The organism is Ruegeria sp. BG5, from assembly GCF_056538425.1.
Genome location: NZ_JBQFTC010000010.1, coordinates 44,517 through 70,890, shown reverse-complemented (window position 1 = coordinate 70,890; position 26,374 = coordinate 44,517). Strand labels below are relative to the sequence as shown.

Annotated in this window: 22 protein-coding genes; 19 read left to right on the top strand and 3 right to left on the bottom strand. The window is 54.2% G+C overall.

Annotation, left to right across the window (positions count from 1 at the left end; all coding sequences use genetic code 11):
• The first annotated feature begins 73 nt into the window (after positions 1-73).
• The 4 genes from ACR0KX_RS20300 to ACR0KX_RS20285 all read left to right on the top strand — a co-directional run bounded on the left by ACR0KX_RS20300 (position 74) and on the right by ACR0KX_RS20285 (position 3,767).
• Positions 74-448: a hypothetical protein gene (locus ACR0KX_RS20300; RefSeq protein ID WP_170624860.1), complete on the top strand. Its 375-nt coding sequence runs from the start codon at positions 74-76 to the stop codon at positions 446-448.
• Positions 449-481: 33 nt separating this feature from the next.
• The gene (locus ACR0KX_RS20295) at positions 482-2,110 is read left to right on the top strand and encodes a sulfatase-like hydrolase/transferase (RefSeq protein WP_480588552.1); all 1,629 of its coding nucleotides are present in this window, start codon (positions 482-484) and stop codon (positions 2,108-2,110) included.
• Between the two features lie 67 nt (positions 2,111-2,177).
• Positions 2,178-2,924, top strand: coding sequence for a hypothetical protein (locus tag ACR0KX_RS20290; protein WP_170624862.1), 747 nt, complete (start codon positions 2,178-2,180; stop codon positions 2,922-2,924).
• A gap of 198 nt (positions 2,925-3,122) precedes the next feature.
• Entirely contained in the window at positions 3,123-3,767 is a 645-nt protein-coding gene (locus ACR0KX_RS20285) for a hypothetical protein (RefSeq protein ID WP_170624863.1), read from the top strand.
• Positions 3,768-3,812: 45 nt separating this feature from the next.
• On the opposite strand, the gene ACR0KX_RS20280 is transcribed toward ACR0KX_RS20285, so the two are convergent.
• On the bottom strand, positions 3,813-5,018 hold the full coding sequence (locus ACR0KX_RS20280; protein ID WP_170624864.1) for an adenylate/guanylate cyclase domain-containing protein: 1,206 nt from the start codon (positions 5,016-5,018) through the stop codon (positions 3,813-3,815).
• A gap of 81 nt (positions 5,019-5,099) precedes the next feature.
• Entirely contained in the window at positions 5,100-6,128 is a 1,029-nt protein-coding gene (locus tag ACR0KX_RS20275; RefSeq protein ID WP_170624865.1) for a LacI family DNA-binding transcriptional regulator, read from the bottom strand.
• Between the two features lie 112 nt (positions 6,129-6,240).
• On the opposite strand from ACR0KX_RS20275, the gene ACR0KX_RS20270 reads away from it, so the two are divergent.
• From ACR0KX_RS20270 to ACR0KX_RS20220, 11 genes are all read left to right on the top strand, one after another.
• Positions 6,241-7,752, top strand: a complete 1,512-nt coding sequence (locus ACR0KX_RS20270; RefSeq protein ID WP_170624866.1) for a tripartite tricarboxylate transporter permease — start codon at positions 6,241-6,243, stop codon at positions 7,750-7,752.
• A complete protein-coding gene (locus ACR0KX_RS20265) occupies positions 7,749-8,204 on the top strand; it encodes a tripartite tricarboxylate transporter TctB family protein (protein WP_170624867.1) in 456 nt (151 codons plus the stop codon). The genes ACR0KX_RS20270 and ACR0KX_RS20265 overlap by 4 nt, the downstream gene beginning before the upstream one ends.
• A gap of 44 nt (positions 8,205-8,248) precedes the next feature.
• Positions 8,249-9,208 (top strand): tripartite tricarboxylate transporter substrate binding protein, encoded by a 960-nt coding sequence (locus ACR0KX_RS20260; protein ID WP_170624868.1) that lies wholly within the window; start codon positions 8,249-8,251, stop codon positions 9,206-9,208.
• A gap of 55 nt (positions 9,209-9,263) precedes the next feature.
• A complete protein-coding gene (gene sauS, locus ACR0KX_RS20255; RefSeq protein WP_170624869.1) occupies positions 9,264-10,685 on the top strand; it encodes an acylating sulfoacetaldehyde dehydrogenase in 1,422 nt (473 codons plus the stop codon).
• Positions 10,682-12,193 carry an AMP-binding protein gene (locus tag ACR0KX_RS20250; RefSeq protein ID WP_170624870.1) on the top strand — a complete coding sequence of 504 codons (1,512 nt, stop codon included), beginning with the start codon at positions 10,682-10,684 and terminating at the stop codon, positions 12,191-12,193. The genes sauS and ACR0KX_RS20250 overlap by 4 nt, the downstream gene beginning before the upstream one ends.
• A gap of 198 nt (positions 12,194-12,391) precedes the next feature.
• Entirely contained in the window at positions 12,392-13,480 is a 1,089-nt protein-coding gene (locus ACR0KX_RS20245) for a P-loop NTPase family protein (RefSeq protein ID WP_170624871.1), read from the top strand.
• The gene (locus tag ACR0KX_RS20240) at positions 13,477-15,075 is read left to right on the top strand and encodes an ABC transporter ATP-binding protein (protein ID WP_170624872.1); all 1,599 of its coding nucleotides are present in this window, start codon (positions 13,477-13,479) and stop codon (positions 15,073-15,075) included. Before ACR0KX_RS20245 ends, ACR0KX_RS20240 begins: the two co-directional genes overlap by 4 nt.
• A complete protein-coding gene (locus tag ACR0KX_RS20235; RefSeq protein WP_170624873.1) occupies positions 15,066-16,625 on the top strand; it encodes a sensor histidine kinase in 1,560 nt (519 codons plus the stop codon). Before ACR0KX_RS20240 ends, ACR0KX_RS20235 begins: the two co-directional genes overlap by 10 nt.
• Complete coding sequence (locus ACR0KX_RS20230) at positions 16,622-17,290, top strand: response regulator transcription factor (RefSeq protein ID WP_170624874.1); 669 nt, start codon at positions 16,622-16,624, stop codon at positions 17,288-17,290. Before ACR0KX_RS20235 ends, ACR0KX_RS20230 begins: the two co-directional genes overlap by 4 nt.
• Positions 17,291-17,602: 312 nt before the next feature.
• Positions 17,603-18,151, top strand: a complete 549-nt coding sequence (locus ACR0KX_RS20225; RefSeq protein ID WP_170624875.1) for a cupin domain-containing protein — start codon at positions 17,603-17,605, stop codon at positions 18,149-18,151.
• Positions 18,152-18,174: 23 nt separating this feature from the next.
• Positions 18,175-19,359 carry a mandelate racemase/muconate lactonizing enzyme family protein gene (locus tag ACR0KX_RS20220; protein ID WP_170624876.1) on the top strand — a complete coding sequence of 395 codons (1,185 nt, stop codon included), beginning with the start codon at positions 18,175-18,177 and terminating at the stop codon, positions 19,357-19,359.
• Positions 19,360-19,444: 85 nt separating this feature from the next.
• Here the strand turns inward: ACR0KX_RS20220 and ACR0KX_RS20215 are convergent, their stop codons facing one another.
• A complete protein-coding gene (locus ACR0KX_RS20215) occupies positions 19,445-19,972 on the bottom strand; it encodes a MarR family winged helix-turn-helix transcriptional regulator (protein ID WP_480588548.1) in 528 nt (175 codons plus the stop codon).
• A 121-nt stretch (positions 19,973-20,093) separates the two neighbouring features.
• Here ACR0KX_RS20215 and ACR0KX_RS20210 point away from each other — a divergent pair, with 121 nt between their 5' ends.
• The 4 genes from ACR0KX_RS20210 to ACR0KX_RS20195 are packed head-to-tail and all read left to right on the top strand — an operon-like array spanning position 20,094 to position 26,374.
• Positions 20,094-21,353, top strand: coding sequence for a ferric reductase-like transmembrane domain-containing protein (locus ACR0KX_RS20210; protein ID WP_170624878.1), 1,260 nt, complete (start codon positions 20,094-20,096; stop codon positions 21,351-21,353).
• 26 nt (positions 21,354-21,379) lie between these two features.
• A complete protein-coding gene (locus tag ACR0KX_RS20205) occupies positions 21,380-21,871 on the top strand; it encodes an enoyl-CoA hydratase (protein WP_170624879.1) in 492 nt (163 codons plus the stop codon).
• Between the two features lie 40 nt (positions 21,872-21,911).
• Positions 21,912-23,258 (top strand): efflux RND transporter periplasmic adaptor subunit, encoded by a 1,347-nt coding sequence (locus tag ACR0KX_RS20200; RefSeq protein WP_170624880.1) that lies wholly within the window; start codon positions 21,912-21,914, stop codon positions 23,256-23,258.
• Positions 23,255-26,374, top strand: coding sequence for an efflux RND transporter permease subunit (locus ACR0KX_RS20195; protein WP_170624881.1), 3,120 nt, complete (start codon positions 23,255-23,257; stop codon positions 26,372-26,374). Before ACR0KX_RS20200 ends, ACR0KX_RS20195 begins: the two co-directional genes overlap by 4 nt.

Here is a 26,374-nt window from a genome sequence, read left to right as displayed (position 1 = left end):
AAGCCGCTGAAGTGCCGCCCGCACATCTTTGGGAGCAGGTGACCCGCTCTCATTCAATTGAGTAGATGTGTTTTTGGATAATCCCATATTTTCAGAAAGTTACGCAATTGGTTACACCGTATTATGCCCCGATAAACCTTTTGTGAGAAGTGAATTCGGGGAAAACTCAGCGAAGTTTGTTGATCCATCGAATGAGCCATCGCAATTGGACGGTTACGCTTTTGATACCCTGTTTCCCGATCACCAATCCGCAATTGCGGATTTACGGCTCGTGGATACGGAATTCGATGAGATCTGCCGCGACTATCAGCTTCTTTGTGACGAGTTTCTGTCAATGAATATCGAGCCGGGAAGCCACTTGTATCAATTCGCCTGCGATATCCGCGATACCCTGGATGGTCTTCGGGATGAAATCACCCAATCGTTGCGGCGCGCAGGAAAGATGTAATCCATAGGGGAAGGGATACCGATGAGATCAATATTGAAACATGCCACAGCCATGGTGCTGATGGCTGGCGCGGGTTTTGCCCAGGATGCGCCTATCATCCATGATGGCGAGTTTGAGTTCCTACGCGCACAGTTTGGCGAGCAATGGGATGCGCAGGACTCCGAGATTGAGGCGAAACTTGCCGAGATCCGCGACGCCAATGGCGGCCAGCCGCCCAATATCCTGTATATCCTGATCGACGATGTCAGCTTCGGTCAAATGGGTAACCGGACGATGAACTACGTCACAGGTTTCGACACGCCCAACATCAACGACTTTGCCAACGAAGGCATGTCCTTGATGAGAATGTATACTGAGCCATCCTGCACACCGACACGAACTGCGATGTTGACCGGTCGTCATCCGGTGCGCGCCGGCGTTGAAGAGGTCAAAGTTGCGCTGGTTGGCGAAGGTCTTGCAGCTGAAGAAGTCACGATTGCCGAGATCCTGAAGGAAGAAGGATACAACACTGCTCATGTCGGGAAATGGCATCAGGGCGATATTGAGCAGGCTTACCCGCACAATCAGGGTTTTGACTGGGCCGCATTCCCTTTGCATCAGCAGGTTCAACTCAGCCTGATGACACGGGATGCGATGGTTGCCAACAATATGCTTGGCTTCCATCCGTCCGGACAGTCCAACCAATTCCAGCTGGATGAGCGATTCAAGCCCTATGGTCTGGTAACCGGCGTTGAAGGGGAAGCAGGTGGCCTTGCTCGCGAAGTCGACATGGCGCCGGGCGAAGAATGGACACAGGCTAAATACGAAGAAATGAACCTGCGCTATCAGCGTCAGGCACTGGAACAGCTTGACCGCCTCGCCTCGCAGGACGACCCATTCTTTATGCAATACTGGCCACTCTATCCGCTGAATTTTGCTTATCCGGATCAGGCCGTTTCCCGCAATGGTGGCTTCCATGCCGACAAGTTGCAGGTTCTGGACGGCTGGATCGGTGAAGTTCTGGCTAAGCTGGATGAAACTGGCAAGGCGGACAACACCATCGTTATGATTATGGCTGACAATGGCCTGATGTATCACTACGAAGGAACGTCCGGTCTGAACCAGTTGATTTATCGCGGCGGAAAGACGCAGCACCTTGAAGGCGGAGTGCGAACTGACGCGTTCATCCGCTGGCCTGGCGCTATCGAGCCAGGCAGTGCAGCAGGTGACATCGTACATGTCTCGGATTTGTTCACGACCTTCGCGCGGATCGCAGGCGCAACTGACCGCATCCCGCGCGACCGCGTGATCGACGGCATTGACCAGACGGCGCTGTTACTTGAAGGCGAAGGCAACTCGCGTCGCGACTACGTCTATGTGTACGAAGGGCCCGTATTGCGCTCAGTCGTGAAGCAAGAGTTCAAGATGCATTTGCCGGCCCCCGGTCAGCCCGGCGCTGCGGCCCCCGTGTTCAATGTCTATCGCGACCCGCGTGAAGAGCATCCGCTTGTCGGGTATTCACTATGGTCCGGTGCATCTTTCCAAGACATGGTGAAGCGCCATCAGAAAACCATTGCAAAGCACCCGCATCTGCCGCTGGGCAAGGGTGTGCCGTATGAAGGTATTGAGAATCTTCGTCCCGAAAGCGAGTTGACCCGAGAAGTCTTCTCCAGCTGGCAATGATGAAGGTAGACGGCGGCGAGAACCTGTCGCCGTCTAACTTGACCATCCAACTTCTCTTAGGTGTCTGATGTCACGCATCTTCCATTGTCTTGTTCCTCTGATCTATGTACTGCTCGTGGTAGGCTCTGCATCAGAAGCTGAGGAAAACGCGTCAAATCCTTTGGCTGCGGTTAACAATACCGACATTCGATATCAGTATTTTGATCTGGGAGGGGGTGCAGACCGTCAGGATGCCTTTGTCGACGGTGCATACATGTTACGCCCCGATCTAAAACTAAAATACGAGCTCCACTACAATTCAACGAATGCGACTGGTGAAAGGTTCGACGGGTTCGAAAAGACCAGCTTCAAGCTGATCTACTTTCCCTCACAGAAACCCTTGAATGACACCTGGAGCGTGAAGTCTGCACTTGGTTTGGAGTGGATCCTCGATTTTGGTGACCCCGACGAAGGCATCGGCACCGGGTCGGATCAGATAGCCCCATTTGGTGGGTTCGCTTTTGCAAACACTAATACTGGGCTGACTCTGATCCCTCTGGTCCAACACTTTGCTTCATATAACGGTTCGACCGATGTCAGCCAGACTGCGATGCGCCTTATTGCGCTTCAGCCATTTGGTGACGGGTATTGGGCCAAAGCAGATATCAAGGCGCCATACGATTGGGAAAATGACGCGTGGCCCGCGACCGCCGAATTCCAGATCGGTAAGAACCTCAGCCCTGGAATTGCACTCTACGCAGATGTGTTGGTCGGTATTGGTACTGACAGACCCTACGACCAAGGTGCCGGGATAGGTCTGAGGTTCAACTACTAAGCGCCGCCAATATGCAAGGAAAATCCGATGCTCCATCGCAGATCAATTAGCGCCCTCGTATTTCTGACCGGCGTATTATCTATGCCCGGGCTTTCCCGTGCTCAGTCTCTACCTGCGCCAGGTCAAAACGAAACAGGCTGGCGGCATGGAGCCTCATTCTATCTGTTCACACCCCTACGAACCACGGGTACGTCAACCGTGGCTGGACAATCCGCGGATTTGGATCTGGACCTTGGTGACGTCCTGGATGTGCTCGATTTCGCAGCAGCCGGCCGGTACGAGGCATGGAACGGGGATTTTGGCATCATCGTGGATGCAAATTATGTGGGGATCGAACAGGATTCCAATCTGCCTGGCCCTCTGGGTGCCGGGGTAAACGTGGACGTTCGTCAAAAATGGTTTGGTGTGCTTGGGGCTTACCGTATTTCAGATGGCGAATACGGCAGCAGCGGCCAGAGGTATGCAATCGATCTCCAAGGTGGTCTGAGGTACAACTCCATCCGTCAGGAAATCGACCTAACTACCCCAGGACCGGGGAACCCACCTACGTTGGGTGGAGATCAGGGTTGGATAGAACCAGTCGTCGGCATACGCGGGATGTGGCGGCTAAACCAGAAATGGACTGGGATTGGGTCCTTGGAACTTGGCGGTTTTGGTGCCGGTGGAAATGACCTCCAGATTGGTGCAAATGTTGGTTTCGACTATCAACCTTGGGAGAAGACCGCGTTCACGTTCGGGTATCGTTACTTTAGCGTCGACTATAGCGACACACTGAGTTCCGGTGAATTTGCCTATGACGTCGACCAGCATGGTCCATACATTGGTATCAAGTACTTTTTCTAACGAACGGGCGTGAAACAAATTCCATGAGAAACAATCGAATGGCGGTTAACACGACAATGCGCCGTGAACGGGCTGCGGTTCGCAAATGCCCGGCAGCTCAAAGAGGCCAACCAAAGGCAACGTTTCGCTGACACGAGCAGCGAACTCAGATGACACCACAATGCGGTAGTTCGTACGGCGGGTGATCGCTTCTAATCGCGCCGCGTAGTTCACGGCAGACCCAATCACGGTGAAGTCAAGTCTATTTACCGCGCCCACATTCCCATAAAGCACTTCACCAATGTGCAAACCAATCCCAAATGAAATCGGCGGATCTCCTACATTACTGCGGTCGGAGTTTAGTCGATCTACGTTTTCGCAAGCTTCACGCGCGGCATTTAACACCGACGAGCACACTTTCGAAGGATCATCGACGTCTGCCGGCAAAGCAAAAAACGCTAGAATGCCGTCTCCCAAAAACTTTAAAATTGTACCTTGGTATTTTTCAACCGGTTTGGCCATAGCGTCGAAAAACTGATTTAGCATTCCAATCAAATCGCTACTGGATAGTGCTTCGCTCATTGACGTAAATCCGGCAAGGTCGCAAAACCATATGATCCCGCTTTGAGTTTTACCGGACCCACGCGTGATTTCACCATTCAGAATGCGGGTACCGGCATCATGCCCCACGTAAGCATCCAAAAGATGAACAGCCGTTCTGCGAGCTGTGAGCAGTTCAACAACACATCCGAGTGCTGGCAAAAGTGATGCGATTTTCATGACGTGTTTTGGAGTGAAACCCGAGGGCTGATCTGTTGCGCAGCACAGAACCTGTGGACGATTTTGACTGAAGCGCAAACTCATAAAGACGGCATCTGTGGCGCCGTCTGACTTGAGGGATTGCCCAAAAGCATACTCAATACTCAAGTCATGCAGCCGTATCATCGGGACACCAGAAAGTATTTTTGGAATAGGACTATTTTTATAGCTATCCAATAGCTGTGCTCCATGAGGGCGGGCAAGGATTTGCGTACCCTTCTTTGCATCCCAGACATAGGTTTCAGCAAATAGTTCGGGGTGGAGTTGCTCCACCCCGACAAACATTTTGACAAGTGGGATATCGAGTGCGGTCAGACGGACATTCAGGGACTCTAACAGCTCACAAACGTTTGCCTTGTCACGACCAGCGCTCAATAGCCACTGGTTTACGGGCGACATCGCTTCGCTTGTTTCAGGAGAGATTTCCGGTAATTTTGCTTCTTGTTGCTGCATGCAGGTCAAGCCCCACGTTTTGACTTCACTATGGTTTGGCATTCGCATTAGGTTGACCAGAATTTTGTTCTGACGTTGAACCTATACTACCGCTGGACCAGTTGTTCCTCTGACGACGCACTCTAATTCGCAGCAGATACTGAAGTGATCTGGATCGTCTGACATAATATAATTGGTGAATCTTTCGCCTGCGAGTTTTCCAATGGTTGTTGCTGGAATGCGAATAGTGGTGAGCCCTGGCTCAACATCCGCGGACCCCTTGAAATCTCCAATACCGATGATTGACAGGTCATTAGGAACCTTCAAGCCAAGGTTTTGGGCCGCAAACAAAGCGCCCTGTGCGATGACGTCGTTTCCGCAAAGTAAAGCGGTAGGGCGAGTACGTTCAGTTAGAAGAGATGTGGCCGCCTGCTTAGCCTGAGATATGCTGTATGGGGCTTCAGAATCTCGTTCATTCGGAATGGAAATACCCTTTTCATAAAGCGCGTCACGTACGGCAGAAAGACGATTTTGCGCCCGGTCATTGTCTGTAGTTTTGGGAAAGATCAGCCCAATGTCACGGTGCTCCAATGCAAGCAGGTGTTCTGCCGCAAGGCGCCCGGCCAAGCGGTTGTCGGCTCCGACACACGGAAGCGGGCAGTCATTTGAGTAGTTCCATATAGCGAGCGCCGGTGTTCTCTGCTGCTTGATCAACTGAACAGTGGCTTTAGAATGCTCCAGCCCTACCAGCGCCACCCCGTCTATCCGATGCTCCAGCAGCTTGCGGACCATCGCGTATTCTCGGTCGAGATTATAACCGTGTGATGCCAGCAAAAGGGTAAACCCGGCACTGTCGATGGAATCTGAAAATGCCTGAATGACTTCGGCGAAAATTGCGTGGTTGATGGTAGGGACGACTAGACCGATTGTGCCTGACCTTTTGCCGTGCATCGTCTGCGCTGCTCGGTTTCGGATGTATCCCAACCTTTGCACTGCTCGGTTGATCTTCTTCCGAGTCGCAGGGTTGACCAGATTGGGGTGATTAAAGGTGCGGGACACCGTTGACGGTGACACTTTTGCGGCCTTTGCAACCGCTACAATATCCACCTTACCCTTTTGATAATTAGCCATAATATTCTTCCATTCGGTCGAATTTATGAAAACATTTGCAATACTATTTTCATCGCCTACCCTGATTTGTCAACAAAGTAAAAGTGTGGACCGATGGGTTGGGAGGCCCTGAATGGAATTCATTTATTACTTCGGAGACGTCTTCACACCGTTGTCGTTTTTGTTGCTGTTGGGCGGCACGATTGGCGGCCTGATCCTGGGGGCAACGCCGGGCCTGTCGCCGACAATGGCTGTCGCACTTCTGATCCCGTTTACTTTCCAGCTTGAGGCGGCGCAGGGTCTGATCCTGCTGGGGGCAGCCTATACGTCAACCGTTGCCGGAGGTGCCGTAAGTGCCATACTTCTGAAGATCCCCGGCGCGCCTGCAAATATCGCCACAACGTTGGACGGCCATACCATGGCAAAACAGGGGGAGGGTGCGCGGGCTTTGCAACTGTCTTTTCTGGCCTCGGCGGTTGGCGGTATTTTTGGCGTATTGCTGCTGATCTTCCTGACCCCGGTGCTGGCGAAATGGGCGCTGGCTTTTGGCCCGTCACACCTTTTCTGGCTGGCCATTCTCGGCGTGACCGTGATTGGCACGCTTGACTCCGCCTCGGTGGTCAAAGGCCTACTGTCGGGATGTATCGGGTTGTGGCTGGCCACAATCGGGTTCGACGACATCATGGGCGCGCAGAGATTCATTTTTCACCCAGCACTGGGTGGCGGCATCAACATAATCGCCGCGTTGATTGGCCTGTTTGCGATACCTCAGGTGCTGACGATGTTTGCTAAGGGTCGCAACAACACGGGCGCCGAGGTCATCGAAGTACAGCGTCACTCAGTCCTCGCAGCCTTCCGCGAACTTTTCAGTCGCACACGTGCGCTGAGCATCGGCACGCTGACCGGTTCGATCATCGGTCTTATCCCCGGCGTCGGGGGACAGATCGCGGGACTCGTGGCCTATGATCAGACCAAGAAATTCTCGGCCGAGAAAGACAAGTTCGGCACTGGGCACTCCGAGGGTGTGATTGCTGCGGAATCTGCCAACAACGCTATGGTCGGACCGTCGTTGGTTCCGCTATTGACCCTTTCGATCCCCGGCAGCCCGACCGCTGCCGTGCTGTTGGGTGGCTTGCTGATCCACGGGATCTTCCCGGGCTCGGATTTGTTCGACAATCATCCTGACGTCGCCTGGACCTTCATCAACTCGATGCTGATCGGCCAAGTGCTGATGTGCATCTTTGGCCTTTACGTTGCAGGGCTTGCGGCGCGAGTCGCACAGGTTCCGCAATCCGTCATGGCAGCTATCGTTCTGTCACTGTCGGTCTTTGGGGCCTATTCCGTTCAGGGCTCGATGGGTGACGTCTATGTCATGGCCTGTCTGGGCATCGGCATGTTCTTTCTGGAACGCTTTGGCTTCTCGGCCGCGCCGCTGGTGCTGGGACTGATCCTAGGACCCATCGCCGAAGCCAACTTTATCCAAGGGGGAATGATCGCTGACGCGACCGTCGGTAAGGCGTCGTACTTCCTGACCGGTGGGTTGAACCTGTTCCTGATCGCAGTGGTTCTTGCCTCGATCGCCTACTCAGCCTGGATGGAACTGCGAAGCCGCCGCTACACCACCAAAGAGGAGGCACAGGCATGAACCGCTCGCAGCACATATTCGGGTCGGGTATGGTATTTGCAGTCGGCCTTTGGGTGACCTGGGTCAGCTATACCCAGCAACCGGCCGAGGCATTCCTGTTCCCGCGTCTGATCGCAACTGTCTTTGTGGTGCTGGCCGGGTGGACATTTGGCAAGGCGGTCATGGGTTTGTCCAAGATCGGCAACGGCGTGACGCGGACAATGTTTGTGAACATGCTGCCCGGTCTTATCGTCACACCGATCTACGTGTTCTGGGCCGCAAAAACGCTGGGGTTCTACACCGCAACAACCATCGCTTTTTTCATCCTGCTGTCGATCTATGACCCCGCACCGCATTCCGAGGGCAAAACCTGGATCAAGCGCGGGATCATCACAGCAGTCTTTGTAACAGTGATGTACGGGCTCTTTGCGATGCTTTTGAACGTCTACACACCAAGAGAAATTCTGTTCTGATCCCGCAGGCGCGTGGTCGAACCAAATCAGGGAGGAAAGGGAAAATGAAAAGATTGATTGCAGGGGCAGCAATGGCTCTGGCGTGCCTGACGGGCGCGGCAACGGCAGAGGACTATCCCGAACGACCGCTGATGATGATGGTCAGCTACGGGGCTGGTGGGGCCACCGATTTCCAGGCACGGATTGTAACCATGACCGCCGGGAACGAGGATGCACTGGGAATGCCCATCGCCATCATCAACAAGCCCGGTGCGGGCGGGCGTGTCGGATGGAACTGGTTCGCAACGCAAGCTGATCCGGACGGCTACACTTTGGCGGCCTATAACGTGCCCCACTTCATCGCCCAGTCGATCAAGGGTGGTGTCGAGTATTCGGCGGACAGCTTTGAGCCTATTGCTAACTGGGGTGCAGACCCGGCGGTGTTCGTGGTTGGTGCGGATAGCGAGTTCAACTCGATGGAAGACGTCGTGGCCTACGCCAAGGAAAACCCGGGCAAGCTGACCGTATCCGGCGCGGGTCTTTTTGTGGGTCACCACATCGCGGCGCTGCAGATCGACAAGGCCGCCGGAACCAAGATGGCCTACATCCCGACCAAAGGCGGCGGAGCTGCGGCGATGAAAGCAGTGATAGCCGGCGAAGTCATGGGCGGCATCAACAATCTGTCCGATGCCTTCCGCGCGCAAGAGGCAGGTAACGTCAAAATCCTTGGCGTCGCCGATCTGGAGCGCAATGCGTTCCTGCCCGACGTTCCGACGATGATGGAACAGGGGCTGGACGTCGACAATTCCTCGGTCAACTTCCGCGGTGTAATGGTGCCCAAAGGGACGCCGCCAGAGGTGATTGAAAAACTGGCCGCCACCGTGCCCGAGATGTTCGCCAACTCGCGCGTCACCAAGAAGATGGAAGCGGGCGGCTCGCCCATGCACATCATGACACGTGACGAAGTGATCGAGATGTGGGCGCAGCGCCAACAGACGCTGAACGAACTGCTGGCTGGCCTCTGAACGACCCCCACCGGGGCGGGTCTGGTCCGCCCCGGAAAACACATCGAGGATGAACATGAACGCTCAGAACGAGATAGCCCCCGAGATCGCCGAAGTTGACCGGATCATGGCGCAGGCGCGCAAGGCGCAGATCGCCTATGAAGCCGCAGGCAGCCAGACACTTTATGACAAGGCGGCGCTGGCAGCGGGTTGGGCGATCATGGAACCCGCGCGCAATCGGGCGTTGGCAGAGCTGGCCGTGGAAACCACAGGGCTGGGCAATGTCCCTGACAAGATCACCAAGAACCATCGCAAGACCCTCGGCCTGCTGCGCGATATTGCCGAGGCAAAGACTTACGGCGTCATCAGTGACGATCCTGAAACAGGCATCACCGAAATCGCCCGCCCGATTGGCGTAATCGGCGCGGTCGTCCCGTCGACCAATCCCGCTGCAACTCCGGCCAACAACATTATCAATGCCCTGAAGGGCGGCAACGCGATCGTCGTCGCGCCCTCGCCCAAAGGTGTCGCATCCTGTGAGCTGCTGCTGAGTTTCATTCACGCCGAGTTTGAAAAGCTGGGGCTGGACGCGGATCTGGTTCAAATGCTCCCCGCGCCGGGATCGAAGGCCAAAACCCAACGGCTGATGGAAGGCTCGGATCGGGTTATTTGCACCGGCAGCCAGAATAACGTGCACCGGGCGCAGTCCTGCGGGACACCCGCCGTCGCGGTTGGTGCGGGCAACGTCACGGTGATAGTCGATGAAACCGCCGACTTAGCGGCCGCCGCAGCCAAGATCACGGCCTCGAAGTGTTTCGACAACGCGACCTCCTGCTCGTCCGAAAATGCCGTCGTTGTTGTAGAAGCGGTCTATGACGACTTTGTCGCCGCAATGGCAGCTGAGGGAGGCGCGCTGATTCCGTCCTCTGACGAAGCAGGGATCGTTTCCCGCCTTTGGCCGGACGGACACCTGAATCGGTCAGCCATCGCTCAGGACGCTGACAAGATGCTTGAGGCGCTGGGAATGGCCGGGAAAGTCCCCGAAGGCACCAAGTTTCTGGCGGTCGAAACCGACGGCATCGGCCCCAATCACCCCCTGTCCGGTGAGAAACTAAGCCGCGTTCTGGCCCTGTATCGGGCCTCAGACTATGCCGCCGCGAAAGCCACCGCAGCGCGCATTTTAGCCCATCAGGGGGCCGGACACTCGGTCGGCATTCACACCAGCGACGACACGCGCGCGGTTGAGCTTGGTCGCGACCTGCCGACCTGCCGGGTCATCGTCAATCAAGCGCATACATTTGCCACTGGTGGCAGCTTTAACAATGGCATGCCCTTTTCGCTTTCTATGGGATGCGGCAGTTGGGGTGGGAACTCAATCGATACCAACCTGCATTGGCGGCACTTCGTCCAAACGACCAAAGTCGTGCGTGAAATAGCCCCGCGCGAACCCGCGCTAGAGGATGTTTTCGGCGCGTATTGGCAGGAGACCGGGCAATGATGGAACCGCCAAAAGGCACAGTCCGCGACTGGCTGGACCGTAGGGCCGATCAGGGCGGAACCGGGTTTGTGTTCCCCGATGGCGCACCGGATCTGAGCTGGGCGGAGCTGAGCAGCTCGTCCCGAAACGTTGCAAGCATGTTGACCCGCTTGGGCGTGCAAAAAGGCGAGAGTGTCGCCCTTGTTTACCCTAACTGCCGCGAGGCGCTGATTGCCTTATTCGGCGTTCTGTGTGGTGGGTTCCGGGCAACCATGATCAATCTTGTTGCGGGCGACAGTGCCGTAGCCTACGCGCTTGAACACAGCGGCGCACGCTTTGCCTTTGTGCACCCAGATCAAACCGAGTTGTTTGACCGAACTGCCGATCCTGCAGTGACCACGGCCTTGCAGGTCACCGACGCCGGTGACGCCACTGCCGAGCTTTACGATTTGGCGCCCGATGATCACGCCCTGCTCATGTACACTTCGGGCACAACCGGCCGTCCCAAAGGTGTCGTTCACACCCATTCCAGCCTGTTGGCTGGAGGCTGGACCACTGCTATCGCGCATGAGCTGTCAGACACGGACCGTGGCTTCTGTGTTTTGCCGATCTACCATATCAACGGGCTTTGCGTGACGGTGATGGGAACGCTCGTCTCGGGTGGATCGCTGGTCATGTGCGAACGGTTTTCGGCAAGCCGGTTCTGGGACAACGTCGGGAAAACGCAAGCTACTTGGTTTTCGGTGGTCCCGACAATAATCTCTCATCTGCTGCATTCCGACAACAACCCGGATGCCCAGACACGACAGCAGTTGCGGTTCGGGCGGTCCGCGTCATCCGCGCTGGCCCCGGATGTGCAACGCGCATTTGAAGAGCGGTTCGAGGTTCCCATCATCGAAACTATGGGGCTTACAGAAACTGCGGCGCAGATCCTGTCAAACCCCCTTCCGCCAGGCGTGCGCAAGATCGGCTCACCAGGTGTTGCGTACGGAAATAACGCCGCGATTCTGGACCTAAATCAGCAACGGGTTCCACATGGGACTGAAGGTGAGCTGGTTATAAGCGGACCGAACGTCATGCTTGAATATCTCAAGAACCCGGATGCGACTGCAGGTACTTTTACAGCCGATGGCTGGCTGCGTACGGGTGATCTGGCGCGTATGGATGAGGATGGGTACGTCTATGTCACCGGCCGCCTGAAAGAACTGATCATCAAAGGCGGTGAAAATATCGCCCCGCGTGAGATCGACGAAGCGCTGTACTCCCATCCCGACGTTGTTGAAGCCGCAGCTTTTGCGCGCCCCTGTCGCAGCTATGGTGAAACCGTTGAGGCCGCCGTGAAAATCCGGGACGGATCCGAACTGACGTCGCTGACCCTATTGCAGATTTGCGAAACCAAGCTGGGTCGATTCAAATCCCCCGATCAAGTCCATGTCTTGCCGGAATTGCCAAAAGGGCCATCAGGGAAAATACAAAGAAACAGAATACTCGAGATTCTCAACGACAAGATCGGTGGTTCGACGATGTAACCCGCAGCAGTTTTTTTATTAACAAAACACTGCTGACCTTTTTTTCATTGTTGCAGATCTGAGGAATTTCAACGGCCGTTGCTCGTTCATATCTCGTTAATATTTGCTTAACGCGTGCGTCACTCATGCGTCAGGCTTTGCAACCGCGTTCCGGACAAAGTGTGATTGTCAATACAATCCACGGCTCAGGAGGAACACATGGAAACCCACGCGACACTCAATTTTGCTTCCGTGCGGCACAAAATCAAATGGGCGTTCACGACACGCCGTGCGTTGCGTTCGGACATCGCAGGGCTTGCCCCACTCACACCAGCCACCCTGCGTGCTGGCGACCTCATATTGTGTGAGGTCGCCAGTATTGGGCAGCACAAGAAGATTCAGCAGGAAAATCAGCGCTTGTCAGTTATGTATCCTGGCGATCTCGTGGTGGTCTGTCTCGGAGACCGCTACGCTCCGGATCAGTTCCTAGGAGCCGCAAAGCTAAGTGGCGACATGCTCGATTTGTTGGCTGGTGGCGGCTTGGCGGGCACAGTTGAAGCTGCTCATCACGCGATGTCAAAACCAACACAGCTGCGCCCCATAGGTGCGCTGGCGGATCGTCACGGCATTGTAGTCAATATAGACCGGTATGCGATCGATGCCGCAACCGTGCCGGAAAACATGACGGTGTTTGGTGTTTTTGGCGCATCGATGAATGCGGGCAAAACCACCGCTGCTGTCTGTCTGGCACATGGATTGATGCGCGCGGGCTATGAGGTGGCTGGAATCAAAGCTACAGGTACTGGAGCCTTCGGGGACTTCAATGCCTTTGAGGATGCTGGCATCCCGGCGAGTGATTTCACTGATACTGGCTATGCTTCCACCTTCCGGGTGCCCTTGGCAGATATCGAACAGTCCTTTGATACGCTGGTTGGGCAAGCGGCCCGAGGTGGTGCTACGGTGGCCGTGGTGGAGATTGCCGACGGAGTATTCCAGAAAGAAACCCGCGAAATCCTGCAAGACTCTTCAATCATCCGCCGCATGGATGGCCTGCTTTTCGCAGCTCCAGATGCACTTGGCGCTGTCGGCGGCACGCAGTTGCTCTCGACCTGCGGCCTGTCACCCTTTGCTATCTCAGGCAAGGTCAGCCTGTCGGCACTTGGTGCGCGGGAAGCAGGCCATGTCACCGGAGTGCCGATCTTGACACGGGAAGAACTGTGTACCCCTGGCGTCGTTACCGATTTGACCGCTCACCTGATGCGGAATGAACGAGTTGAGACACATTCGGATGGAGCGGTTGCCGCATGAGTGATTTGAGGCTTCCTAACCCTCTTGCCCGGCCACGAGGTCGGGCAATTTTCGCCATGGTGATGCTCGGTGTACTGCAGGCGGCATGTCTGTTTCTGGCGGCACTTTCCACACGAGGCCTGTTCGAAGCACTGCACGGAAGCGCTGATGTTCCATTTATGCTGGTGGGGCTCTTGTGTTTTTCGGCGGCTGCCACGGCAACTTGCAATGCGCTTGCGCGAACAAAGGCTGAAGCCATTGGACATTCTTTCGCTATTGAACTGCGCGAAGTCGTCTTTTCGGCGATTGCGCGGCTTCCACAGAAAGTTCGAAATCGCAGAAGCGTCGGCGGGCTCTCTTTGCGCTTTGTTGGGGATATGACCGCAGCCCGGGGCTGGGTTGGATTGGGAGTACATCGGCTGATTGTCGGGGCCTTGGTTGCGCCTGCAGCATTTACTTGCTTGTGGTGGCTTGATCCGCGCCTGGCTGCTGCGGGTGCGCTCCCACTGCTGGCTGCGGTTCTGCTTATGGTAGGACTCGGTACAATTCTTCGCCGACGCCACAGGCGATTGAGAAAAAGCAGAGCCAAATTGGCAATCTTTGCGATGGAACGGATCATGATGTCGGACGCTCTGACCCGGCTTGGGCGATTGCGCCGCGAATTGAAGAGCTTGAAGAAAGAGGGCAGGGCGGTCGCAGATAATTCGGTTAGTCGCATACGTCGCGTCTCATTGTTACGAGCCTTGCCTGATGCAGGTCTTGGTTTCGGTGGAGCGGCCATCCTTTGGACTGCTCTTAATTTTGAGGTTGCGCCGGGCACAACGGCTGGAGCGTTAGCAGTTTTGGGGATAGCTGCACTGCCAATCAAAGAAATGATCGGTGTTTGGGACCGATATGTAGCTTGGAGCGTGGCGCGAGCGCGCTGCGAGGCGCTTTTGGCCTCGACCGAAGAGGAACCATCACGTTCGTCTGTTGACGCTCCGATGAGCTTGTGGCTCAAGAAGGATGGTGATCTACGATTTTACTGCCCAGCTGGCCAGGTCACTGGTCTTTCGATCCTTGAGATTGACGACGCGGTAGACGCTATGCATTGCATCGTATCTGGTTCTGAGACCAGCGGCTGGGCCGCGGAATTCGATGGTGAATCTGGGTCCACACTGCAGGTTGGTTTTGTCAATGATGATCCTTCGTTATTGAAGGGATCTCTTCGTCGCAATCTCTCGCTTGGCTGTAAGCGTCGTCCGTCTGATCATGAGATAGAAGACTGCGCGCGCGCGAATGGTCTGGGTTCACTGATGGACCGACTTGGTGGTCTTGATGGGACGGTAACCGAGCGTGGTACCAATCTTACCGCGACTGAAAAACTGAGGATTTCCGTAGTTCAAGTGATACTGGCAGAGCCAGTTTGCATTGTGATTCAGAGCTATGTCTGGTCGCATTTGGCTGACCGCGATAGGCTTCTGCCGAACCTTGGAAATAACGGTGCGACCATCGTGCACACCTTGGGAGCAAAGGAGGCGCCGGGTACGGAGGTTTGGCTCTCGGACGGGTGCAGCGATCTGAAGCGGGCTGCCAGTCATGGCATAGTAGAGGGAGACAACAGAAAATGCGCCTGACCAGTGTAGTAACTGGATATACGTTTGGAGTGTTTCTACTTGCGCTACTGAGCGGTGGTCTGGCCTTTTGGGCTATTGACCGGACCAGCAATCATATTGAGCGTATGGCTCTGGCGCAGGCCTCTTATGAGGCACATCTTCGTCTGTCCACAAACGGTTTTCAGCTATTCAAGCACTACGGCAATACGCTTTTGACGCCCGACGTTGATGATGAAACAGAAACACGCGCGCTCGCTGACCAAATTCGGTCAGATATCGCGGAGATCCGAGGTATCATCGCAACTGAGATTGAGATGGTTGGCGAGGAAGAAATTGAAGAACTGGAACTTCTAGAACGCCTGGAAACAAAGCTCGAGGTATTGATCCGGCACTTTGAACGCCGGACGAAGATACAAACACTTAACGAAGCCAGTACCCGCTGGATGGCGTTTGTCGGTCTGCTCGGCAACGATACCGAGGCTGGGTTTCGTGCCTTGATGACAATGGCGTTAGACGAGGAGCAGGAAGAAGTTGCGGAAACACGGGAAGAGCTTCGCCAAGAGGTACTTTTGGTCACAACCATGGGTGGTGCGTTTATTGTAGTTGCTGGAGGACTGGCATTTGCGGCAATTCGGTTTTTCCATCGCAACGTGACCAAACCGCTTCAAGGACTGCTGAGCGGCGTGGAAGGCATGGAGCGCGGAGAGTTAGATAAGCGCATTGCTGTTTCAGGAAGCCAAGAGATAGATCAAGTCTCAGCTCTGTTGAATTCCATGGCCACAAAGGTGAGTGAGCGCCACCAGATATTGGAAGATAAAAACACCGATCTTGAAACCATCGTGAAACAGCGGACGAGTGAACTGGAGCGGCTCTTAGAGGAGGCTCGTGTCCAGTCTGGCGGGCGGCAACGCCTTCTGGCTGATGTCAGCCATGAATTGAAGACGCCGCTTACAATCATCCGCGGCGAAGCAGACATTGCCCTGCGCAACAGGCAGCCCGAGGTTAGTGAACTCCAGGAGGCATTGCGCCGTTCTAAAGTCGCTGCGGAGCATACATCGGCCATTGTCGACGACCTGCTTTTGATATCCAGGCAAGAAAGTGGCGAACTGAAGCTCAAGAAAGAGGCGAGCAACTTATCAAGGATCGTCCAGGATGCGGTTGCACTCTCACCAATTGTTTCTGAAATTTCTGAACCGGATGGGTCTATTCCAGTCAGTGTGGACCGCCTTCGTCTACGCCAGGCACTTCTGGCTGTGCTTCAAAATGCCAATAACCATGGGGCAACAACCACTATCATAACACTTAGTGAAAACGGGGATACATGTGAGATTTCTGTTGCAGACAATGGTCCAGGTATGAGTGATGCAGAGAAGCAAAACGCATTTGCTCGTTTTTACCGGGGATCCAATGCAGGAGGGAACCGCGATGCAGGCTACGGGCTTGGTTTGCCAATTGTAAAATCCATAGTTGAAGCTCACGGCGGATTGGTCAAACTGTCAGATAGTGAGTTCGGCGGATTGCAGGTTCTGATATCCTTGCCACTGCGCGCTCCATTGAGATCTGTTTCATGAATATTTTGATAGTTGAAGACGAAGATGGGATTGCCGATTTTCTGGTGCGCGGATTGAGAGCCGAGGGCATGATTCCAACTCATGCACAAGATGGCGAAACGGCGTTGGAGCTATTAGGAGAAAACGAGTTCGACGTGGTCGTATTGGATGTCATGTTGCCTGGTATCTCGGGCCATGAAGTTTGCACCAAGATGCGATTTCGCAAGGACTACACGCCGGTCCTGATGCTGACAGCCCTTGAATCGACACATGAAAAGATCGCAGGTCTAGAAAAGGGTGCGGATGATTATCTGGCCAAACCTTTCGATTTTGACGAGTTATTGGCCCGGATTGCGGCTCTTAGGCGGCGCTGCAAGACCTGGGTGATGTGTTGTGAGCCGGAAGAAAACGTAGGCCCAATAATCCTGGATAAAGACGCACAATGCGTCCGTGTTGATGGTGCACGTCAAGACCTATCCGTCAAAGAAATGGCCATACTTACGATGCTGATGACAAATAAAGGCAAAGTGATGAGTAGGGAGCGTATCCTTAACTCAGTCTGGGGTGCGACTGCGGACCCGTTGACGAACACAGTGGACGTGCATGTGGCAAGGCTTCGCAAGAAGATTGCGCCGCATGGTGATCTGATCGCCACCGTGCATGGAACCGGTTATCGTTTCGGATGAGGCCGGGGCGAAAAGGAGATGAGTGCGAAACCTACGGAATTTCAGGTCTCAGTGCGGTGTGGATGTAGTGTGAAGATTTGTGACCTGATGGGGCCGCGCTTTGCGGCTGCGGTCGGCGCAAACGGCAGCTGCAACTCATCTGACATGGCGGGAAGCGACTGAAAAATCAAAACATTTCGAACCGATCCAGCCAACACGTTGTTATTGCGAAAGCTGTGGAAATGCCACAACTGGCGCAGAATGAAGCTAAGGCGTGATTGAACCAATTTGTCAGAAAGACAGGAGGCTATGACACGCGAAAGGAGACAGACCATGATCCCAACAATCCTAGATGATCTTGTCGGCCAAATCCGCCAAGCTGCCGCATCAGAGGATCGCTCCACAGCTATTCGGGCTTTTCTGGAGGGAAGTCTGTCGCAGATGGATGACCTGGCAGACGCCATCGCGGCAACGGAAGAGGACGAGGTTATGCTGTTCGAGGATGAAAGCTGCTCGATCTGGACCTGTCGCTATGGCGCGGAAGTCGTTTTTGCACCGCACGAACATTGCATGTCGGTACATATCGCTGTCTATCGCGGTGCCGAGGTCGAAGTTCTTTACAAGAAAGAACCCGGGAAACTGCGCCACGGCGGCAACCGTATTGTTAAGGCAGGCGAGGTTGTACGCCTTGGGCCCGAAGCCATCCACGCGATCACGGCGGATGGCAAAGAACAAAGCTGCGCTATCCACGTCTATGAAGGTCCGTTGACACAGGTAGAAAGGGCACTCTTTGACTGGACCACCGGCGATGAAATCGAGTTCACAATGGAGAACTTCCATTCAATGGCGCGTCGCAAGGCGGATATGGCAGAGTTTGACTAACCTCGGAAAGCAAGATTGACCCCATGAAGATAACATCTGTGGACGTCTATTTCCTCGATGCCGGAGATCAGAGGGGTATGCGCAATCCGATCGTTTGTCGCATCCACACCGACGAAGGCATCTATGGTGATGGTGAATGCGGCATCGGCTATGGTGTCGGCTCGACCGCGGGGTTCGGCATGGTGGCCGATCTAGCCGAGATGATAATCGGCATGGACCCGATGGAGAACGAAGTCATCTGGGACCATATGTTCAAGGAAAGCATCTGGGGCCAAGGCGGTGGCGGCGTGGTGTTTTCGGGCATCAGTGCCATCGACATCGCGCTGATGGACATCAAGGGCAAGATGCTGGACCTGCCCTGCTATCAGCTGTTGGGCGGCAAGTTTCGCGAAGATCAGCGCGTCTATGCCAGCCAGCTGCAATTTGGTTGGGACGATAGGATTGGCCCGTTCGGCAAGGCGTCTGACTACGCCATGATCACCGAGTACGCTATGGCGCAGGGCTATGACGCGGTGAAGATCGACTTCACGATGTACGATCGTGAAGCAAATCTTATCCCGAAATCCGCTTTTGAGGGGATCGTGCCGAATGCGCTGCTGGCGCTGGTTGATGAACGATTGGCCGCGATCCGCTCTGCCTGTGGTGATGAGGTGGATATAATCGTCGAGAACCACGGTCGGACGGATGCTCCTGGCGCCATCGCCATCGGCGCGCTTTGCGATAAATATCGGTGTTTCGCCTATGAGGAGCCCACCACCCTAATAAACCCAGAGACGCACAGGTTGGTGCGGGAAAAGGTGAACACTCCGATTGCCTCGGGCGAGCGGATCTACTCCCGCTGGGGATTCATGAATTATTTCCGCGAGCACGCGATCCAGCTGATCCAGCCGGATATTTGCTGCGTCGGCGGGATGACCGAGGCCAAGAAGATTTGCGACATGGCGCAAGTGTTTGACGCCACAGTGCAAGCACATGTCGCCGGCTCGCCAATTTCGACCGCAGCAGCGCTGCATTTGCAGGCGGCAATCCCGAATTTCTGCATCCATGAACATCACTTCCGCTCTACACATCCCGACGTGGTTGCCCTGTGCAAACACGACTACCAACCGGAGAATGGCCGTTATCGCGTACCGGAAAGGCCTGGTCTGGGGCAGGAAATCTCAAACCAAGCAATCAGGGGAGCGTTCATGCACAAACGTGTCGCTTGAACTAGCTGAATTGGAGATCTTCAATCTAACCAAAGGGCCTGCGAAACAGATGGCTAGATGCAAGAATCAATTTCTCAGGATAGTATTAGTCAATTGTTGAATCTGAGATTCTGGCAATCTTTTTCAAAAGGCTGACGACTTGCTTGCGTTCATCCATTGAAAGCATCTCAAGAGTTTGGTCGTTTACTTGCCGAACGATTTTCGGAAGTTGCATCGCTTTTTCGCGTCCAGCATCCGTCAAAAAAATTAGAAACGAACGACGACTGTCCGGGTCGGGCCTTCGTTCAGCGTAGCCAGCTTCGACCAGCGCATCGATGTTTCGGCTCGTGAAATAGTCCGGGAAATTGAGTTTTTCACCCAAAGCCCTCTGGTTGATCCCATCTTCGTCAGCCAGCAGCATCAAGTTGGCGAACACTTTTACGTCGACGTCCACTTCTTTCAGCGCGTGCTTCATCCGAGCGTCGATTTCGCGGGCTAAGGTCTGGATCAGAAACCCGAAACTGTTTTCTCGAATGTGCTTTGTGCTTTTCATTTGGGTCATCAGGAATGCGCTCCTGATCATGGCCTTAATCCCTAATCTTGCATCCTGCAAGTGTTGCAGTGATTTTTGCATTTACAATGATTGTAAGTGCAAGTATTGCGATTACAAGTCAAGCAGCAGGTTGAGTCGGTGTTTATCAGTCGAAATAGCTGAGGTGCCGCGCTCATAGCCAATATCATGAGGAGTGCGGGCGATGCTCAAGCGGCAGGGTGTTTTGTTGATCTTAGGCCTGATCGCAGTTTTCGGGCTTCTGCATGTCGTGTTTGCGCCAACGGATCATGACTCGAGAACTACCGCTACGACCCTGCTAGGTGGGGCTGCGTTTCTCCTGATGACCTGCTCGGTAGTGTTGTCCACGCGCGCTCCGGTTCTAGAAGACTGGTTTGGTGGGTTGGATCGAATGTATCAGACCCATAGAGTTGTCGGAGTGCTTGCCGCTCTGCTCGCGCTTGTTCATTTTTTTGGCGTACCAAAGGAGCTTCCGGCGGGCGTTGATCCTCTGCAAAACCCGCTGGTTCCTTCTGCCCCACTTGGGATGTTAGGACTTATCTTTCTCGTAATCGGTCTGTTCATCGCTTTGAACAGAAAAATCCGATATTCCTTCTGGCGACCCACACACAAGATCATGGCGCTTGTATATGTGCTTGTGATCGGACATTTCTTCACAGCACCTCAGATCTTCTTTGTGCAGTTTAGCCCCTCCGGTTTGCTGCTGCTGGCCGCCGCAACATGCGGTGTGGTCTGCCTGATCTATTCAATATTCGGGATGAACAAGAGAACTGCGGCACCCTACACAATCGAGGCTGTTAATGCGCTTGAACGGGCCACCGAGATCGTCCTTAAACCCACAGGACCGCACCTTGACTTCAAGCCCGGTCAATTTGCCTTTGTTGAGATTGCAGGCAAAGGGTGGAGCGAGCCTCATCCTTTTACAATCTCAAGCGCTCCCAGTGATGGGCACTTGAAATTTACTATCAAGGTTCTGGGTGACTGGACGCGCAAGGTGCGCGAAGAACTGCAGCCTGGTGGTCACGTCAATGTTCGTGGGCCATACGGGCGATTTGACGCGACGAAGGCTGGAGATAAGCAAATCTGGCTGGCCGGTGGCATTGGATTAACTCCGTTTCTGTCAAAAATCCGAGCTATGGAGTCTGGGGATTCCCGACAAATTCATCTGGTTTATGCAGCTCGCGAAGCGCAGGATGCGATTTTTCTGGATGAACTTCGTGATCACGCTGCCCGATTGGGGAACGTCACGTTGGTGCCCTTGTTCTCAGACGAGGGGAACTTTGCTCGCGTAGACATGATGAAACAGAAACTGCCCGATCCCTTGGATAGCTATGAGTATTTCATGTGTGGTCCAAAGCCGATGGTGGACGGTTTGATGAAAGACCTCAAATCCGAAGGCGTTCCACGCAGCAAGATTCACACCGAGGCATTTGAGTTCCGTTAATCACCAATTCATCAGGCTGTATTTCCATGAAAAAGCTTCTCTCATTCATCGCTGAGATTGGAACCATCATGTATGTGGGCGGCATTCTATCCCACATTGTAATCGGTGCCATCAACGCACATCCATCTCCCGAAACAGCTGCTGTCATTTACCACTACAAGCTGCAGAGCGCTTACATTCTCATTCTGCCCGGTCTTGGTCTGAAAATCCTGGTCGATCTGATCCTATTCTTTGGCTTTGCAGAACGCGCCTGGTGGATGCGGATCAAACTTGCGATGACGGCCTTTCTGACAGTCAATGCGTTCGTTTTTCTGGTCCCGATGATGCCGGAACTGCTGGAGATGGCTAAAGCCTCAATCCCAGACGGCGAACTGAGCAAGGCTTTTCTCGACCGTGAAAACACTGAGAAGCTGGTTGGGATGTCGAACGTGATCCCCTTGGTTACAGAGATGATCATGGGGGCGTTCCGACCTAGGATTTCAAAGGCTGAACGGATGCAGTTGGTCGAACGGGCCTGACCACAACCTCTCAACCCCCAAGACGCCGAGGAATAGTCACATGAACTTCCGACCCCTGTTGTTTCTCCCCCCTCTGGCAATTGGCGTGGGCGGGTTCATGTGGCTAACCAGTGAAGACGCGGCGGAAGTAACACCTCCGGCTGAAACAGTAACGGTCGTGCGCACGATGGCGCTGACCCCAACTTCCGCAGTACCGAACGCATCCGGGTATGGTCGCGTCACTGCCGTGGACAGCTGGCAAGCAATTTCGCAGGTCGATGGGCGCGCAACCTTCGTGTCTCCTGAACTCGAGGTGGGGACAGTTATTTCAAAAAACACGGAAATTTTGCGGGTTGATCCCCGGGACTACGAAATCTCACTAGCGAGGGCGACTGCATCCCGAGACAGCGCCCAAGCTGCATTGGATGAACTGGAAGCGACCGAGCAAAACACGAAGGCTTCGATTGAACTGGAAACCCGCCTTTTGGATGTACGCAGGGCAGAGTTGGCGCGGCAAGAAACTCTGTTGGAACGCGGAAGTGCATCCCAGTCTGTTGTTGATACGGCTATCGGTAATTTGCTCGCGCAAGAAAAGATGGTTTTGAATCTTGAAAATGCGCTGCGGTTACTCCCCGCGCAGCGCGCCTCGCTGCAGGCTACGATCGACACCCGTGCTGTCGAAATCGAAGAAGCCGAGCGAGCATTGGCAAACACGACCATTACCACTCCACTCACTGGGCGTGTTGTAGCCAAATCGGTGTCACCGGGACAGTTCATTCGTTTCGGTGACACCGTAGCCACAATAGAAAGTACCGCCGCATCGGAAGTCACGGCAGAATTCCAAACTCGTGTTCTTGGCAATTTGTTCACAACGCTAAGAGGTATTGAACCCATCGATGCGCTGCGAGGTATGGATGTATCTGATGCTTTTGATGTGTTGCAGAGCTTTGACCTTCAAGCAGAAGTGCGCATGTCTGTCGCAGGCGAGGTCTACGCATGGCCAGCTGAGCTCGTTCGGTTTGATGGCAGCGCAGACCCGACAACGGGAACGGTTGGTCTGGTTGTCCGAATAGAAAGCCCAAGCGTACCAAACCCCGACAGACGCGGGCCACCGCTTTCAAATGGCACCTTTGTTGAAGTCCAAATATCTGCGCCGTCCGCGCTAGAGGCACTGCGTGTCCCACGCGCAGCTTTGCATACCGATGGACCAACCCGCTTTGTCTATGTTCTGGACGATGAATCCCGGCTCGAGCGGCGGGAGGTGGAAACTGGTTCGGTTCAGAACGACGAGGTCATTGTCCACAAAGGTCTCGCAATCGGCGATCAGCTCGTCTTGTCCGACCCCCGACCCGCAGTCATTGGTATGTTGTTGGAGCCTGTTGAGGAATCTACAGGCCAAGAGTCATGATCGCATACTTCACACGGCATCCCGTCGCAGCAAACCTCGCCCTGATCGCTGTCTGTTTAATCGGCCTATCCACACTGCTGGACATGGAGCGTGAAAGCTTCCCGGAATTCACTGCGTCCGAAGTTTCGGTCTCGGTCGAATTCCCGGGCGCGTCGGCCAGCGATGTGGACGAGCAAATCTGCCTTATTCTCGATGAGGCGTTGGGAGCAGTTAACAATCTAGAAGAGATTGAGTGCCTGTCTGTTGAAAACCTGGCGACGGCCACCCTCACTATGGCGGAGAACGGAGATATCGGGCAATTTTACAACGATATCTCATCAGAAGTCTCCAGTATTAATGATCTACCGTCAGAGGCCGAACTTCCGTCGGTCAGCATTCTTGGTCAAACGGAAGTGATCGCATCTGTAGCGGTTTCGGGCATTGAAACACATGATGGCCTGATTCAATACGCTGACGCGTTTGCGGAAGAATTAGCCAATTTGCCAATGATCGCGACCGCCGAGGTCACGGGTATATCGGAAGCCGAATACCGTATTTCGTTTGATCAACTGGCATTGCGACGGTTTGGGCTTAGTCCGAAGGACGTCGCTGACGCTGTTGAGGCGCGCAGTTTGCGCGCGCCCTTAGGTACAGTCGCAACGACGGGGCGCGAGATCACCCTGCGCTACTTCGATGCGCGCCGTTCAGCAACCGACCTGGAAAACTTGGTTCTGGTGGAGACGCCGGAAGGCGGGATCGTGCGTCTGGTAGATGTGGCTGAGGTCACATTGTTTGAAGCCGCACCAGAGCAGCAGTCTTTTATTGACGGGGATCGGGCCGCAATCATTCAGGTCAGCAAACGCAAAACCGATGACGCCATTAAGGCCTTTGCACAGGTGTCTGACAAAATTGCGCAAGAAGAAATGCGGTATCCTGCGCCGTTTCGAATTACGGTCGTCAACAATTTGACCGAAACCGTTGAGACCCAGATCAATCTGGTTCTAGGCAATGCTGTCCAGAGTTTGCTGCTCGTGGTTTTGGTCATGTGCCTGTTTTTTTCCGTGTCCGAAGCAATTTGGATTTCATTCTCGCTGCCGTTTTCGTTCCTCGGTGGTATTTTCCTCATGGGTCTGGTCGGGGTGACGATCAACACGATCTCTTTGATCGGATTGCTGATGGCAATCGGTCTGATCATGGATGACAGCATCGTCATAGCGGACAATATCGCGAAATGGCGCCAGAAGCTGGGGCCTAAAGAAGCTGCAATCAAGGGCGCTACGGAAGTTATGCCAGGTGTACTGTCATCCTTTCTGACCACTGCGTGCGTGTTTGGCCCGTTGATGTTTCTTTCAGGTGAAACCGGAAAAGTGCTTCAGGTGATCCCGATCGTGTTACTGCTGACGATGATCACCAGCCTGATTGAGGCATTTCTGATCCTTCCTCATCATATGGCTCATACACGTGCCGATGCGGTTAAAAATGCCCGGCGTTTTGTACCACGCTTGTTGGATCGCTCGCGCGATGGGTTCTTCATTCCAGTCGCTTCGGCTCTGCTACGATGGCGGTACGCGACGTTGGGATCGGTCTTTGCGATCCTAATCCTGAGCATCGGAATGCTGGCATCCGGGCTAGTTAAAGTTGTCGGCTTTCCAGAGACCGAAGGTGACACAATTGAGGCGCGTATCGCCTTGGCTTCTGGCTTACCCATCGAGCGCACTCAGAATGCTGTGGCGCAACTGATTTCGGGTCTGCAGCGAGTAGACACGGAGCTGACGCCTGGAACCGAAGAGGCTCAGCCTCTAGTCGAGCGTATTCTGGTTCAGTATTCGGTCAATCAGGACGTCAAAGACAATGGTGCCTATACGGCTACTGTTACCGCAGATCTGCTTGAAAGCGATTTGCGCAACGTCGCTGCAAATGACGTACTGGCCCTTTGGAAACAAGCTACGGGACCTCTGCCGGATCTGGTTCAAAGCAATTTCACGCAGATCGCGGCTGGCCCCGGTGGAGACGATCTGGACGTGGAACTCGCCTCACACGATCTTGAGAATTTGGAGGCTGCGACCAATGAGCTACTTAAAAGGCTGATCGCTCGAGATGACGTGACCGAAGCCTATCAGGATTTTTCGAAGGGCCGATCTGAGATTCGACTTTCGCTGACGGAGTTCGGCTATGTCACCGGATTGACCCCACAGGGCGTAAGTGCGCAACTACGGGCTGCGTTTTCGGGAACTGAGACAGATAGCTTCCGCCAACAGTTTTCAGATGTCGCAATCCGCGTTGAGCTTGGCGACTCAGTACCAACACTTGCCGATCTAGAGCAGTTTCCAATTACAATCCCAACCGGTGAGCAAGTGGCACTGTCGGGCGTTGCCAACATTGAACTTACTCAAGCCTACGCGCAGATCACCAGAAAGAACGGGCAAGCCATTTCCCGAATTATTGGAAAGATCGACCGCCGAGCGACTACTTCAACCGCTGTCTCGGCCCTCGTCACAGACCAAATCGGGCCTGATTTGCAACAATCGTACCCCGAAGTCTCGATAGGTATCGGGGGTGCCACGGAGGAGCAGCAGAAGACGCAGGCCTCGATTTCTACTGCGCTGCTGACGGGCCTTGTCGGAGTCTATCTGATCCTCGCCTTTCAGTTCCACAGCTACACCCTGCCGTTCATGATTATGCTCAGCATTCCTTTTGCGTTAATCGGGACCATTTTTGGGCATTTTGCTCTCGGTATCGACATTTCAATGCCGAGCTTCATCGGCTTTGCTTCGTTAGCGGGTATCGTAGTGAATAATGCTATCTTGTTCCTGACGTTTTTTGAATCAGAGATCGAGGATGGCGATTATCTGAACGCAGCAATTGACGCGGTTCGCCATAGGTTCCGTCCCGTGGTTTTGTCCTTTGCAACAACCTTCGCCGGTTTAATGCCTATGCTCTTTGAAACCAGCCCACAGGCTCAGGTCCTTGTCCCATTGGTGGCGGCGGTAGCTTTTGGTCTGCTGGCCTCAACACTGCTCGTGATCTTCGTCTTCCCAACTGTGATTGGGATCTATTTCGACTTTGTCGATGTCAGAAAGTGGCGTGCAAATCGGCAGGGCCACAAGAATAACAGTTCAACACTGGAGCCTGCCTAA